Consider the following 12,385-nt stretch of genomic DNA (forward strand, 5'->3'; position numbering starts at 1 on the left):
GGCAGACGGGCCTCAATGGGGGGGACGTTCCGGCGGGCCCGGATCGCGACGCGGAATCATGCCGTCGTTGCGGACCTTCGGCCGCTTTTCGAGGGACAGCAGCGTGTCGACGAGGCGGCGCATGTCCTCGCTCGCCTCGGCGTCGGCCGCGAGCTGGGCCCGCATCTTCAGCCACAGCCCCGCCGCCGACCAGCGCTCGAACTGGCGGTAGACCGAGTTCCACAGACCATAGCGCGGCGGCAGCTCGCGCCAGTTGCGCCGGGTGGTCGCGACCCAGAGCATCGCCTCGAGGTCGCGGCGGCGGTCGACGGCCGGACGGCCCCGCCGGCCGGCCGGCCCCGTGAGGTGGGGCTCGAAGTTGCGCCAGACCTCGTCCGTCAGCCCGAAGCCGACACCCGCCCGGTCAGCCAGTCGGCGCCCGAACGGCACCTCCCGGGCCTTGTTGAGGCTCGCCCCGGTGTCCTCCAGCCGATGTTCCCGCCCAGCCCGATCGGCCATGTGACGCTCCCTCGGCGAAGATGCGGCCGAATGGCCCCAGGACAACGATACCACTCTCAGGCCGCAACATGCGGTATCATCACACCGGATGGCTCCACGCGCAACGTTCGCCCGCAACGCACGGCCTGGCGCCTCACTCCGGCGGCGGCGCGGCGGCGGCCGCGAGTTCCTTCAGATAGGCGACGAGATGCTGCCCGCCCGCCGCGACCGTGCCGGTGTTGCGGATGACGAGATCGGGCGCGACGTCTCCCCCCACCGCATCCGCCCGGCCGAGACGGCCGGCGATGGTCTCGGCACTCTCGCGCCCGCGGGCGGCGAGGCGGGCCGCGATGACCTCGGGGGGCGCCGTCACCAGCACGACGCCGACGCGGCCGAAGTGCTCGCGCGCGGCGGCAATGCGCGTGCGCGACAGGTTGCACACGGCGACGCGGCCGCCGCGCACCTCGTCGATGAGCGTGCGCGGCAGGGCATAGCCGAGCCCGTGGGCGCGCCAGTGCAGGGCGAAGGCCCCCCTGCTCACGCCGGCGGCGAAGGCTTCCTCGCTCAGGCTCTCGTGATCCTCCCAGGGCGAACGGGCACGCGTGACGAGGCGCCTGGGGAAGAGGAAGGCGGGATCTCCGGCAAGCTCGGCCCGGGCGGCGGCGATGACCGTGTCCTTGCCCGCGCCGCTCGGCCCGACGACGCAGACGAGCCAGCCCGCGGCGCCATCCCCCGCCCGCGGCCCGGAGGCGTGAGCAAGGCCGCTCATGCGACCCGGCGCCCCTCGCGCCAGACGGAGCGCACAATGGGCGTGCCGGCGGTGAGGTGGACGCGCACGAGGTCGGCCCTGAGCCCCGCGCCGAGCGCGCCGCGGTCGTGAAGGCCCGTCGCCCGCGCCGGATTGAGCGTGACGGTCGCGACCGCCTGCGGCAGGGTGATCGCGGGCAGGCGGCGCGGCAGGTCGAAGGCCGCGAGCAGCAGGCTCGCCGGCACGTAGTCCGACGAGAGGATGTCGAGCACGCCCTCGCGCGCCAGCGCCTCGGCCGCCACATTGCCGGAGTGCGAGCCACCGCGCACCACGTTGGGCCCGCCCATCATCACCCTGATGCCCGCCCGGTGCGAGGCGTGCGCCGCTTCCGCCGTGGTCGGAAATTCGGCGATGGCGACACCGTCGGACACCGCCTCCGCGACATGCTCCGGCGTGGCGTCGTCATGGCTCGCGAGCACGATGCCGCGCTCGCCGGCCAGCGCGACGAGGCGGCGGCGATGGGCGACCGCGTTCCTGGCGTGCAGCGACAGGCGCCGCTCGATCAGCGCGTCGAGCTCCGCCGCATCGTTGCCCCGGCCGCCGTAGAACCCCTTCCAGATCTCGATGTCCCGGAACTGGCGCTGGCCGGGCGTGTGGTCCATGAGCGAGATGAGATGCGCCGCATAGCGCGCCACATAAGCCTCGGCCTGCTCGATCACGTCGCTCGCCGAGATCTCGCAGCGCAGGTGCGTGCGGTGCTCGGCGCGCAGGTGGCCAGCCGTGGCCGCCGTCTCGATGGCATCGGCGAGGACCCACAGATCGCTGTTCAGCGACTTGTTGTCGAAGTCGGAGCCGAGCCGCAGGGAATCGAAGACGGTGGTGATGCCGGCCGCGACGATCTGCGCGTCATAGGCCATCACCGCGCTCAGGGGATGCCAGCGCACCTTGGGGCGCGGGCAGAAATGGCTTTCGAGGTGGTCGGTGTGCAGTTCGACGAGGCCGGGCAGCACCGTGTCGCCGCCGATGTCGATGCCGCGCTCGGGGGCACGGCCCTCGCCGAGGTCGGCGATGCGACCGGCGGCGACCGCGATCCAGCCGCGCTCCACCACCCGGTCCGGCAGGACGAGGGTGGCATTTTCGAGAAGGAAACTGTCGGTCGTATCGGTCATGTCAATGGTCCATCCGGCCTTCTTCAGGCGGCCCTGGCTCCGGCAAAGCGGGTGACGTCGACGATGCGGTCGGCCACCGCGTCGCGGACGTCCTCGTCATGGAAGATGCCGAGCACGGCGACGCCTTGCGCCTTCTTCTCGGCGACGAGATCGACGACGACGGCGCGGTTGCGCGCGTCGAGGGAGGCGGTCGGCTCGTCGAGAAGAAGCACCGGCCGCTCGGCGGCGAGGCCGCGGGCGATGTTGACGCGCTGCTGCTCGCCGCCGGAAAAGGTCGCCGGCGGCAGGCTCCACAGGCGCTCCGGCACGTTGAGGAGGGCGAGCAGGCGCTCGGCCCGCCGGCGGGCCTCCTCCGCGGCGACGCCCGTCTCGCGCGCCGCCTCCGTGACGATGTCGAGCGCAGGGACGCGCGGGATGACGCGCAGGAACTGGCTCACGTAGCCCATGACGTCGCGGCGCAGGCGCAGGATGCGGCGCGGCTCGGCCCGCGCCACGTCGACGGTCTCGGCGCCGTCGCGCAGGAGGATGCGCCCGCCGTCGCAGCGGTAGTTGCCGTAGACCATCTTCAGGATCGAGGACTTGCCGGCGCCCGAGGGCCCGCCGAGCACGACGCATTCGCCGGGCAGGACGGAAAAGCTCACGCCGGAGACGACGGGAAGCCGCAGGCCGCCGCGCAGGTGCAGCGTGAAGGTCCTGGAGACGGTCTCCAGGGTCAGGAGGGGCGAAGCGGTCGTCATGCGGCGAGCACCGAGGACACGAGGAGCTGGGTATAGGCCTCGCGGGGATCGTCGAGCACCTGGTCGGTGAGGCCCGTCTCGATCACCCGGCCCTGCCGCATGACCATGATGCGGTGCGACAGGAGGCGGGCGACGGCGAGGTCGTGCGTCACGATGACGACGGCGAGGCCGAGTTCCGCGACGAGGCCGCGGATCAGGTCGAGGAGGCGCGCCTGTACCGAGACGTCGAGGCCGGACGTCGGCTCGTCCATGAAGACGAGGCGCGGACGGGTGACGAGGTTGCGCGCGATCTGCAGGCGCTGGCGCATGCCGCCGGAAAAGCTCTGCGGCGTGTCGTCGATGCGCGCCGCCTCGATCTCGACGCGGCCGAGCCAGTCGAGCGCCGTGGCGCGGATGCGGCCGTAGTGGCGATCGCCCACCGCCATCAGGCGTTCGCCCACGTTGGCCCCGGCCGAGACGCCCATGCGCAGGCCCTCGCGCGCGTCCTGGCGCACGAAGCCCCAGTCCGTGCGCAGGAGGAAGCGGCGCTCGGCCTCGGTGAGGGCGTTGAGGTCGCGCACGGAGCCGTCGCGCATGCGGTAGCGCACCGCGCCGCGGCTCGGCGCGAGCTCCGTCGACAGGAGGCTGAGGAGCGTCGACTTGCCGGAGCCCGATTCCCCGACGACGGCGAGCACCTCGCCCTCGTGGAGGTCGAAGCTCACGTCGGCGCAGCCGAGGCGCGGCCCGTAGAACTTCGTCAGGCTCTCGGCGGACAGCAGCGGTGCGTCCGGCATGGCCCGGACGCGGTTCGTCTCACGCATCGCCCGCCTCCCCGGCGATCGCCGCCGGCGCCTCGCCCAGGAGGTGGCCCCGGTGGCCGTCGGCCCGGCGCTCCTCGCAGAAATCCGTGTCGGAGCAGACGAACATGCGCCCGCCGCGGTCGTCGAGCACCACCTCGTCGAGATAGACGCCGGTGGCGGCGCAGAGCGCGCAGGGCTCCCGGAAGCTCTGCACGGTGAAGGGATGGTCCTCGAAATCGAGGCTTCTCACCCGCGTGCAGGGCGGCACGGCGTAGATGCGCTTCTCGCGGCCGGCGCCGAAGAGCTGCAGGGCCTCGCACATGTCCATCTTGGGATTGTCGAACTTGGGGATGGGGGAAGGGTCCATGACGTAGCGCCCGGCGACCTCGGCCGGATAGGCGTAGGTCGTGGCGATGTGGCCGTGGCGGGCGATGTCCTCGTAAAGCTTGACGTGCATGAGCCCGTAGTCGGCGAGGGCGTGCAGCCTGCGCGTCTCGGTCTCGCGCGGCTCGAGGAAGCGCAGGGGCTCGGGGATCGGCACCTGGTAGACGAGGATCTGGTGCTCGCCGAGCTTCGCCTCCGGGATGCGGTGGCGCGTCTGGATGACGGTTGCCTCGCGCGTCTTCGTCGTGGTGGCGACGCCGGCGGTCCTTGCGAAGAACTTGCGGATGGAGACGGCGTTCGTCGTGTCGTCCGAGCCCTGGTCGATGACCTTGAGCACGTCGTCGGGGCCGATGATCGAGGCGGTAACCTGCACGCCGCCGGTGCCCCAGCCGTAGGGCATCGGCATCTCGCGCGAGGCGAAGGGCACCTGATAGCCCGGAACGGCGATCGCCTTGAGGATCGCGCGGCGGATCATGCGCTTCGTCTGCTCGTCGAGATAGGCGAAGCTGTAGCCGGTGGCGGCGCTCATTCCGCGGCCTCCCGCATGCCGACCGCCTCGCTCCCGCGCGCCGCGTGCTCCGCGCGCATCCGCCGCACGAGCTCGAGCTCGGCCTGGAAATCGACGTAGTGCGGCAGCTTCAGATGCTCGACGAAGCCGGTCGCCTGCACGTTGTCGGCGTGAGCGAGGACGAATTCCTCGTCCTGGGCCGGCGCCACCACCTCCTCGCCGAATTCGCGGGCGCGCAGGGCCCGGTCGACGAGGGCCATGGACATGGCCTTGCGCTCGCTCTGGCCGAAGACGAGGCCGTAGCCGCGCGTGAACTGCGGCGGCACCTGCGCCGAGCCCTTGAACTGGTTGACCATCTGGCACTCCGTGACGGCGACACGGCCGAGCGGCACGGCAAAGCCGAGTTCCTCCGGCACGAATTCGACCGCGACCTCGCCGAAGCGCACCTCGCCGACGAAGGGATGCGTGCGGCCGTAGCCGCGCTGCGTCGAATAGGCGAGCGCGAGCAGGAAGCCCTCGTCGCCGCGGGCGAGCGCCTGCAGGCGCAGGTCGCGATCGGCCGGGAAATCGAGGGGTTCGCGCGTCAGGTCGCCGATGGGCGCGCCTTCCTCCCCCGGTGCCTCGCGCTCGATGAGGGCCTCGCCGTCGAGAAGGTCGGTGACCCGCGGCATGGGCTCGTCCGGCGTGGCCGGTGCTTCGGCCGGGGCCGGCGGCTCGGCGCCCGCGGCGAGCCGGAAATCGATCAGGCGGTGGGTGTAGTCGAAGGTCGGTCCGAGCACCTGCCCGCCCGGCAGGTCCCTGAAGGTGGCGGAGACGCGCCGCTCGACGCCCATGCGCGTCGTGTCGACAGGCAGCGAATGGCCGAAGCGCGGCAGCGTCGTGCGGAAGGCACGCACGAGGAAGGCCGCCTCGACGAGATCGCCGCGCGCCTGCTTGACGGCAAGCGCGGCGAGGTCGCGGTCGTAGAGCGAGCCTTCCGCCATGACGCGGTCGACGCCGAGGGTGAGCTGGGCGGCGATCTGCGCCGGCGCCACCTCGGGCAGGTCGGCCGGCCCGCGGCGGGCATGGGCAAGGAGCCGGTGGGCGTTGTCGATGGCCTTCTCGCCACCCTTGACGGCAACGTACATGCTCAGGGCTCCCCGACGGGCGTGAGCGAGCGCGGCAGGCCGGCGATGCGGCCGGGCGCGACGAGGACGAGATCGACCCCGCGCGGGAAGAGCGCGCGGTTGCGGGCAAGGCGCTGGGCGAGATCGGCCGGCACGGGCGCGGCGTCGAGGGCCGCGCGTTGCCTGATGCCCGGCCCCTCGAAGGCGAGCCCCCTCCCCTGCGCGAGCCGTTCCACCGCCGCCACCACGGTCGTGGAGCGGTCGGGATAGTCCTGCGTGCCCTGGGCGAAGGCGTCGAAGGGCGGCAGCGCGGCCGCGTCGGCGACGAGGGCGAAGGCGGCCCCGGCCGGGTCGGTCACGATGGGCGCGCCCGTATGGAAGCGCAGGAAATCGGCGACCGCGGACACCGAGGCGAGCGGCCCGTCGAGCCACAGGGGGGCCTCGTGATCGGCGAGCGCCAGCGCCACCGCCGCGAGTTCCGGCGTCAAGGGCGCGGGCGGGCCGAGCGCCACGGCCAGCGGCTGCGGCAGCGCCGGGCGGGCGAGCGCGGTCATGACGGCACGGAAGACCGCCTGGGAGTCGCGCACCGGATCGGCGAAGCCGGCGGCGAGCGGGGCGCGTGCGAGGGCATTGCCCGCCATCAGCTCTCTCCCCGGACCATGGTGAAGAAGTCGACACGCGTCGCGGCCGTCCGGCGCGCCCTTGTCCCGGCCTCCGCCGCGAGGCGGGCGCGGATGGGCGCGAGTGCCGCCTCGACCGCGGTGCGGCGGGCGGGCGCCTGCCAGAGGGCGTCGAGGATGGCGGCAAGGCGCGCCCTGCCCGCGTCGCGGCCGAGGTGATAGGCAAAGCCCGCCTCGCCCGTGGCGAGCCGCACCGCGGCGCGCGTCACCGTCGCCTCGCCGAGGTTGAAGGGCCGCCCGTCGCCGCCCATGCGGCCGCGCAGCATGACGAGGCCCGTCTCGGGCGCGCGCAGGTCCTCCGCGGCGGGCAGGGGCGCGAGCTGTTCGAGCGCCTGCGCGAGCTCCGCACAGGTCGCCTCGCTGCAGGCCGCCATGGCCGCCTGCCGGGCCGCGTGTCCGTCGTCCTGCGTCTGTCGGGGCAAGGCCGTCATCGTCCTTCTCTCGCCGGCGCGGCGGTACGCCACGCTTTCCTCATGATTCATCTATTGGTATAGACAACTGTATGAGGAAATCCAGTGACGGTTCGATGACGATGGCGATGCCGGTGGACAGCAGTGCCCTAATCGAGGAGGACGACGGCCGCGTGACGGCGCTGCCGCTCGCGCGCGGCCAGGGGGTCGCCGCCTGGCGGCAGATTGCCGACGAGATCGAGGCGGACATCGCCGCCGGGCGTCTCGCGCCGGGAGCGCAGCTGCCGACGGAGGCGAAGCTCGCGGCCCGCTTCGCGGTGAACCGCCACACGGTGCGCCGGGCGATCGCGGTGCTCGCGGCAAAGGGCCTGCTGCGCGCCACGCAGGGGCGCGGCACCTTCGTGGAGGCAAAGCCCCTCGCCTACCCCATCGGCCGGCGCACGCGCTTCACCGAGATCGTGACGCGCGAAGGGCACGAGGCGGGCGGCGAGCTCATCTCGGCGGTGGAGACGGCGGCAGACGAGCATGTGGCGTCGATCCTGCGGATCGCCGTGGGCGCCCCCGTGCTCGAGACGGAGATGCGCCGCTTCGTCGACGGCACGCCCGTCTCCTTCGGCACGTCCTTCTTCCCCCTGCCGCGCTTTGCCGGGATGGCGGCCGCGCTGCGCGACACGGGCTCGATCACGCGCGCGCTCGCCGCCTGCGGCGTGCCGGACTACATGCGCGCCGAAACCCGCATCAGCGCCAGGCTCGCGACGGTGGAGGATGCCGCCCGGCTCGATCTCTCGCCCGGGCGCATCCTGCTCGTGGTCGACGGCGTCAATGTCGATGCCGCAGGCGTGCCGATCCAGGCGACGCGCGCCTTCTTCGCCGCCGATCGCGTCGAGCTGCGCGTGGCGGGCTGAGGCCCGGACGAGGCCGCTTCAGCGCGCCCGCGCGGCGCCGACGCAGTTCACGACCTCACGCGGCACGCCGTAGTCGCGCACCAGATCCTCGTTGCGATGGAGGCCGCAGGCGTCACGCTGCACCATCAGGAACCAGAGGGCGCGCCCGGCGGCGTCGACCAGGGCCTCGCGGCGGGCGCGCTCCTGCGCGGTATGAAGGCCCTGCTCGGGATGGGCAAGATCGAAGGCGGCGAGCGCCGCGAGGCTGGCGACGAGCCCGTCGGCGAGGCGCCCGAGCGCCACCGCCTTCTCGTGCATCAGCTCGATGTCGAGCGGATTGACCCCGCTGGTGGGGGACTGGCGCAGGTTCTGGGGCGGGCGAAGGGTCATGGCGATCGGCTCGCGGAGGGGTCCCGCCGGTCGTGCTAGCCGGACTGCGATGCCGGAGGATGCGAGGCGGCTCCCGCCTGCCATTCTACACCCGCACGCCGGCCGATCACCCTTGTTGTTCCGGGCCGCACCCGGAGGCTGCCCGGGGACCGGGGGATGCATGCGCCCAATCATGCGCCGAATGAAGGAGAACGCCGATCCTTCCCGCCTGAAATGGCTCGCCGGTCATGGCCGGGCCTGTCCCGGCCGTCCCGCCCTAGGCCGGCGGCTCGGCCCGGCCGATCATGAGGAAGCGCAGGCGCGCGGAGACGAAGTCGATGACCGCGACCGTGACGAGGATCATCAGCACGAGAAAGGCGACCTGCTGCCACTCGAAGGTGCGGATCTGCTCGTAGAGATGCAGGCCGATGCCGCCGGCGCCGACGACGCCGATGATGGTGGCCGAGCGGGTGTTCGATTCGAGATAGTAGAGGATCTGGCTCGCCATCACCGGCAGAACCTGCGGCAGGAGCCCGAAACGCACGCCGTGCAGCGGGGAGCCGCCGGCGGAGGCGACGCCCTCGACCGGCTTCCTGTCGGCGGCCTCGATCGCCTCCGAGAACAGCTTGCCGAAGGCGCCGAAGTCCGCCGTCGCCATGGCGAGGATACCGGCGAAAGGCCCGAGGCCCACGACATTGATCCAGACGAGCGCCCAGATCAGGACGTCGACGCCGCGGAAGACGTCCAGCCCGCGGCGGATGCCGAAATGGAAGAGGCGGCCCGGCACGACGTTCTTCGCGGCGAGGAAGCCGACGGGCAGGGCGACGAGCGCCGCCGTGAGCGTGCCGAGGAAGGCGATGGCGAGCGTCTCGGCGAGCGCATGGAGATAGACGACGAAGCGCGCCAGGCTGCCGGGCGTCGGCGGCAGCATGAGGCCGACGAAGGTGGCGAGCTGTGCCAGCCCCGAGCCGAGGCGGGCGAGCGAGAAGTCGAAGCGGAGGCCCCCGAAGAGCATCAGCCCGACGAGGCCCGCGAGGATGACGAGCGTGAGGGCGCGGCCGCGGTGATCGGCGGCGAAGACGCGCGGGTGGCGGGTGATGAGGCCGGCGCGGTCGGCGAGCGCGGCCTCGCGAAGGGATCGTGTCATCGCTCGCCGCTCCAGCCGATGAGGCGGTGGCGCAGGACCTCGGTGGCGAGGTCGATGGCCGAGACCGTCAGAATGATCATGACGAGGATGGCGCTCACGTCGGTGTAGTAGAACTTGCGGACCGCCTCGAGGAGGTCCTGGCCGATGCCGCCGGCGCCGACGAAGCCCATGACGGCGGCGCTGCGCACGTTGATCTCGAAGCGCAGGAGCGCGCAGGAGGCGAAGTTCGGCAGGACCTGCGGCACGACGGCGAAGCGCACCGTCCCGACCCAGGTCGCGCCCGTGGCGCTGACCCCCTCGACGGGCTTCATGTCGATGTTCTCCACCACCTCGGCGAAGAGCTTGCCGAGCGCGCCGAGCGTGTGGACGGCGACGGCGAGGACGCCGGGCATCGGCCCGAGGCCGAAGGCGACGACGAAGACGAGGGCGAAGACGATCTCCGGCACCGTGCGGCAGAACTCGAGGAAGCGCCGCGTCGCGAAGAGCACGGCGCGCGAGCGCACGAGATTGGCCGAAGCGAGGAAGGCAAGGCAGAAGGCGCCGGCGGCGCCCGCGAGCGTGCCCATATAGGCGATGAGCAGCGTGTCGAGGAGCTGGCGCCCCCACGACTTCCAGCCCCAGAACCACTCGGCGAGGTCTGCGCCGAGATTCGCCCAGGTCAGCGGTGGCACGAGGTCGCGGATGTAGTGCGTGAAGCGCGGCAGGTTGGCCGCGAACCTGGCCGGGTCCACCTCCCCCACCCGCGCGGCGGCGAGCACGAGAACGGCGAGAACGGCGAGGAACAGGAGCGTCTGCCGGCGCCTGGCCGCGACGGCGGCACGGTAGGCGGCGGCGAGCCGGGCGAGCTCGGCGTCCGGCAGGCGGGTGAGGGCTGGCGCCACGGGGAGGTTCCGGGATTGTCGTCCGTCAGCGGCCGGGCCGGGCTCGCGGCCCGCTTCGTCGCGATCCCCGGGGATGCCCGGGGATGCCGACGGGTGCGGCCTCGGGCCGCAACCGGCCCGCCGTCCGCCTTCGCCCCGATGCCGTCGGCGGGGCGTTACGACGCCTTCTTCCTGCGCAGGTCGTCGACGAACTTGTTGAGCTCGATGATCGGCTGATAGGCCTTGTGGTCGACGCGCTCGAAGGGGTCGTTCTTGCCGTCGGAGAGCTTGTCGAAGGCCGCCTTGTCCTTCTTCGCGGCGTCGACGAAGGCCCCGGCGATCCTCGCCTTCAGGTCGGCCGGCAGGTCGGAGAGATAGGCATAGGGCGAGTTCACGATCATGTCCGACTTGAAGATGATGCGGAAATCGTCCTTCTTCACCATGCCCTTGTTGGCCATGCGCGCGAGGTTCGAGTCATCCTCGGCGTTCCACCAGTTGGCGGCGGCGTCGACCGTGCCCTGGCCGAGCGCGATGACCGCGTTCTCGTGGCTGCCCGTGTAGACCACCTTGCCGAAGAAGGTCTCGGGGTCGATCTTCATCTTGTCGAGGGCGAAGCGCGGCACGTTGTTGCCCGAGGTCGAGTTCGGGTCGACGAGGCCGAGGTTCTTGCCCTTCAGGTCCTCGATCTTCTGGTAGGGGCTGTCCTTCTTCACGTAGAAGACGGAGTAGTAGCCCTTCACCCCGCCCTTGCCGACCTCGATGACGAAGGGCTCGATCCGGGCGCCGGTCGTGACGGCGCGGGCGTAGGACGAGGGGCCGTGGAAGGCGATGTGGATGTTGCCTGCCTTCTGGCCCTCGATCACCGCCGCATAGTCATTGGCGATGCGCAGCTTCACCGGCACGCCGATCTCGCGCGACAGATAGTCCACGAAGGGACCGTAGCGGTCGGTGACACCGGAGGCGTTTTCCGCCGGGACGATGGCGAAGGTGAGCTCGGGATATTTCGCCTTCCAGTCCTGAGCCTCGGCCGCGCCGGCGAGCGCGAGGCCCGCGAGCGCAGCGCCGATGAGCGTGCGGCGGTTCAGCATGGGTTTTCTCCTGTTCCTTCGTTGCGGGCGCAGCTCCCGTGCGCCCCTCGCCCGCTCGCGCGGGTCGTGGCTGGATCCCTAGGCGGCCAGCCCCGCCGCGGCGGCGGGGAAGCGGACGGCCGCGGGCGGCGGCGCATCGAGCACCTCCGCCGCCTCGAGGCCATAGAGTTCACGCACGGCGGCGTCGGTGAGATCGGCCGGCGTTCCGTCGAAGACGACGCGCCCGGCCGCCATGCCGACGAGGCGGTCGCAGCAGCCGCGCGCCAGGTCGAGGGAATGCAGGTTGCACAGGACGGTGATGCCGTAGTGCCGGTTGATGCGCCGCAGCGCGTCCATGACGACCCTCGTGTTGCGCGGATCGAGCGAGGCGATGGGCTCGTCGGCGAGGATGATGTCCGGCTCCTGCACGAGCGCCCGGGCGATGGCGACGCGCTGCTGCTGGCCGCCGGAGAGCCTGTCGGCGCGCTCGGCGGCGAGGCCGGCGATGTCGAACTGCTCGAGCGCGGCAAGGGCGATCGCCTTGTCCTCGGCACTCCACAGCCGCACGAGCGCGCGCGAGGCGGGCACGGCGTTGAGCCGCCCCATGAGCACGTTGGTCAGGACGTCGAGGCGGCCGACGAGGTTGAACTGCTGGAAGATCATGGCGCAGCGGGCGCGCCAGTCGCGCAGCGCGCGGCCCGTCAGGGCGGTGACGTCCCGGTCGCCGAAGCGGATGACGCCCTCGCTCGGCTCGACGAGCCGGTTGACCATGCGCAGAAGCGTCGACTTGCCGGCCCCCGAGCGGCCGATGACGCCGACGAAGCTGCCCGGCGCGACGGCGAGGTCGACGCCGCTGACCGCGGCCTTGGCGCCAAATCGTCGGGTCACGCCCTCGAGAACCAGCATGCGGAACTCCTCTCAAGTCACCGCGGTGCTAGCTCCCTTGTGCGAAGCTCTTGTGACAATGACCGGTTTTGTGGGTTTTTGCGCCTCGCAAGACCTTGGGCAATGCGTGGATAACGTCACGGAACCGTCACGACGACGCGCCTTGCCTCCGCCT

General features: G+C 71.9%; 15 protein-coding genes. 1 reads left to right on the forward strand and 14 read right to left on the reverse strand.

The window, feature by feature from the left end:
* Positions 1 to 12 precede the first annotated feature (12 nt).
* The 9 genes from QNA08_RS12705 to phnG form a co-directional block, all read right to left on the reverse strand.
* The gene (locus QNA08_RS12705; RefSeq protein ID WP_283741083.1) at positions 13 to 498 is read right to left on the reverse strand and encodes a transposase; all 486 of its coding nucleotides are present in this window, start codon (positions 496 to 498) and stop codon (positions 13 to 15) included.
* 133 nt (positions 499 to 631) lie between these two features.
* The gene (gene phnN, locus QNA08_RS12710) at positions 632 to 1,246 is read right to left on the reverse strand and encodes a phosphonate metabolism protein/1,5-bisphosphokinase (PRPP-forming) PhnN (RefSeq protein WP_283741084.1); all 615 of its coding nucleotides are present in this window, start codon (positions 1,244 to 1,246) and stop codon (positions 632 to 634) included.
* The gene (locus tag QNA08_RS12715) at positions 1,243 to 2,394 is read right to left on the reverse strand and encodes an alpha-D-ribose 1-methylphosphonate 5-triphosphate diphosphatase (RefSeq protein ID WP_283741085.1); all 1,152 of its coding nucleotides are present in this window, start codon (positions 2,392 to 2,394) and stop codon (positions 1,243 to 1,245) included. Before QNA08_RS12715 ends, phnN begins: the two co-directional genes overlap by 4 nt.
* A 23-nt stretch (positions 2,395 to 2,417) precedes the next feature.
* Complete coding sequence (gene phnL, locus QNA08_RS12720) at positions 2,418 to 3,131, reverse strand: phosphonate C-P lyase system protein PhnL (protein ID WP_283741086.1); 714 nt, start codon at positions 3,129 to 3,131, stop codon at positions 2,418 to 2,420.
* Positions 3,128 to 3,904 carry a phosphonate C-P lyase system protein PhnK gene (gene phnK / locus QNA08_RS12725; RefSeq protein ID WP_283741212.1) on the reverse strand — a complete coding sequence of 259 codons (777 nt, stop codon included), beginning with the start codon at positions 3,902 to 3,904 and terminating at the stop codon, positions 3,128 to 3,130. Before phnK ends, phnL begins: the two co-directional genes overlap by 4 nt.
* 19 nt (positions 3,905 to 3,923) lie before the next feature.
* Entirely contained in the window at positions 3,924 to 4,823 is a 900-nt protein-coding gene (locus QNA08_RS12730) for an alpha-D-ribose 1-methylphosphonate 5-phosphate C-P-lyase PhnJ (RefSeq protein ID WP_283741087.1), read from the reverse strand.
* Positions 4,820 to 5,929, reverse strand: coding sequence for a carbon-phosphorus lyase complex subunit (locus QNA08_RS12735; protein WP_283741088.1), 1,110 nt, complete (start codon positions 5,927 to 5,929; stop codon positions 4,820 to 4,822). The genes QNA08_RS12730 and QNA08_RS12735 overlap by 4 nt, the downstream gene beginning before the upstream one ends.
* A gap of 2 nt (positions 5,930 to 5,931) precedes the next feature.
* Positions 5,932 to 6,549 carry a phosphonate C-P lyase system protein PhnH gene (phnH, locus tag QNA08_RS12740; RefSeq protein WP_283741089.1) on the reverse strand — a complete coding sequence of 206 codons (618 nt, stop codon included), beginning with the start codon at positions 6,547 to 6,549 and terminating at the stop codon, positions 5,932 to 5,934.
* The gene (gene phnG, locus QNA08_RS12745; protein WP_283741090.1) at positions 6,549 to 7,019 is read right to left on the reverse strand and encodes a phosphonate C-P lyase system protein PhnG; all 471 of its coding nucleotides are present in this window, start codon (positions 7,017 to 7,019) and stop codon (positions 6,549 to 6,551) included. The genes phnH and phnG overlap by 1 nt, the downstream gene beginning before the upstream one ends.
* A gap of 95 nt (positions 7,020 to 7,114) precedes the next feature.
* Here phnG and phnF point away from each other — a divergent pair, with 95 nt between their 5' ends.
* Positions 7,115 to 7,903, forward strand: a complete 789-nt coding sequence (gene phnF, locus QNA08_RS12750) for a phosphonate metabolism transcriptional regulator PhnF (protein WP_422679913.1) — start codon at positions 7,115 to 7,117, stop codon at positions 7,901 to 7,903.
* A gap of 18 nt (positions 7,904 to 7,921) precedes the next feature.
* Here the strand turns inward: phnF and QNA08_RS12755 are convergent, their stop codons facing one another.
* From QNA08_RS12755 to phnC, 5 genes are all read right to left on the reverse strand, one after another.
* Positions 7,922 to 8,272, reverse strand: a complete 351-nt coding sequence (locus QNA08_RS12755) for a DUF6665 family protein (protein ID WP_283741091.1) — start codon at positions 8,270 to 8,272, stop codon at positions 7,922 to 7,924.
* A gap of 256 nt (positions 8,273 to 8,528) precedes the next feature.
* Positions 8,529 to 9,398, reverse strand: coding sequence for a phosphonate ABC transporter, permease protein PhnE (gene phnE, locus QNA08_RS12760; protein WP_283741092.1), 870 nt, complete (start codon positions 9,396 to 9,398; stop codon positions 8,529 to 8,531).
* Positions 9,395 to 10,279, reverse strand: a complete 885-nt coding sequence (gene phnE, locus QNA08_RS12765; RefSeq protein ID WP_283741093.1) for a phosphonate ABC transporter, permease protein PhnE — start codon at positions 10,277 to 10,279, stop codon at positions 9,395 to 9,397. Before phnE (QNA08_RS12765) ends, phnE (QNA08_RS12760) begins: the two co-directional genes overlap by 4 nt.
* A gap of 155 nt (positions 10,280 to 10,434) precedes the next feature.
* Positions 10,435 to 11,346 (reverse strand): phosphonate ABC transporter substrate-binding protein, encoded by a 912-nt coding sequence (gene phnD / locus QNA08_RS12770; RefSeq protein WP_283741094.1) that lies wholly within the window; start codon positions 11,344 to 11,346, stop codon positions 10,435 to 10,437.
* A 78-nt stretch (positions 11,347 to 11,424) separates the two neighbouring features.
* Positions 11,425 to 12,231, reverse strand: coding sequence for a phosphonate ABC transporter ATP-binding protein (gene phnC, locus QNA08_RS12775; protein ID WP_283741095.1), 807 nt, complete (start codon positions 12,229 to 12,231; stop codon positions 11,425 to 11,427).
* Positions 12,232 to 12,385: the final 154 nt, after the last annotated feature.

The sequence above is a fragment of the Chelatococcus albus genome (assembly GCF_030067675.1).
GTDB lineage: Bacteria > Pseudomonadota > Alphaproteobacteria > Rhizobiales > Beijerinckiaceae > Chelatococcus_A > Chelatococcus_A albus.

Excerpts from the sequence above, each read along its gene's own strand:
- QNA08_RS12735 (WP_283741088.1), bottom strand. The coding sequence starts at position 5,929 with ATGTACGTTGCCGTCAAGGGTGGCGAGAAGGCCATCGACAACGCCCAC.
- QNA08_RS12755 (WP_283741091.1), bottom strand. The coding sequence starts at position 8,272 with ATGACCCTTCGCCCGCCCCAGAACCTGCGCCAGTCCCCCACCAGCGGG.
- phnN (WP_283741084.1), bottom strand. The coding sequence starts at position 1,246 with ATGAGCGGCCTTGCTCACGCCTCCGGGCCGCGGGCGGGGGATGGCGCC.
- phnG (WP_283741090.1), bottom strand. The coding sequence starts at position 7,019 with ATGACGGCCTTGCCCCGACAGACGCAGGACGACGGACACGCGGCCCGG.
- QNA08_RS12715 (WP_283741085.1), bottom strand. The coding sequence starts at position 2,394 with ATGACCGATACGACCGACAGTTTCCTTCTCGAAAATGCCACCCTCGTC.
- phnH (WP_283741089.1), bottom strand. The coding sequence starts at position 6,549 with ATGGCGGGCAATGCCCTCGCACGCGCCCCGCTCGCCGCCGGCTTCGCC.
- phnK (WP_283741212.1), bottom strand. The coding sequence starts at position 3,904 with ATGCCGGACGCACCGCTGCTGTCCGCCGAGAGCCTGACGAAGTTCTAC.
- phnE (WP_283741092.1), bottom strand. The coding sequence starts at position 9,398 with ATGACACGATCCCTTCGCGAGGCCGCGCTCGCCGACCGCGCCGGCCTC.
- phnC (WP_283741095.1), bottom strand. The coding sequence starts at position 12,231 with ATGCTGGTTCTCGAGGGCGTGACCCGACGATTTGGCGCCAAGGCCGCG.
- QNA08_RS12730 (WP_283741087.1), bottom strand. The coding sequence starts at position 4,823 with ATGAGCGCCGCCACCGGCTACAGCTTCGCCTATCTCGACGAGCAGACG.
- phnD (WP_283741094.1), bottom strand. The coding sequence starts at position 11,346 with ATGCTGAACCGCCGCACGCTCATCGGCGCTGCGCTCGCGGGCCTCGCG.
- phnL (WP_283741086.1), bottom strand. The coding sequence starts at position 3,131 with ATGACGACCGCTTCGCCCCTCCTGACCCTGGAGACCGTCTCCAGGACC.
- phnF (WP_422679913.1), top strand. The coding sequence starts at position 7,115 with ATGACGATGGCGATGCCGGTGGACAGCAGTGCCCTAATCGAGGAGGAC.
- QNA08_RS12705 (WP_283741083.1), bottom strand. The coding sequence starts at position 498 with ATGGCCGATCGGGCTGGGCGGGAACATCGGCTGGAGGACACCGGGGCG.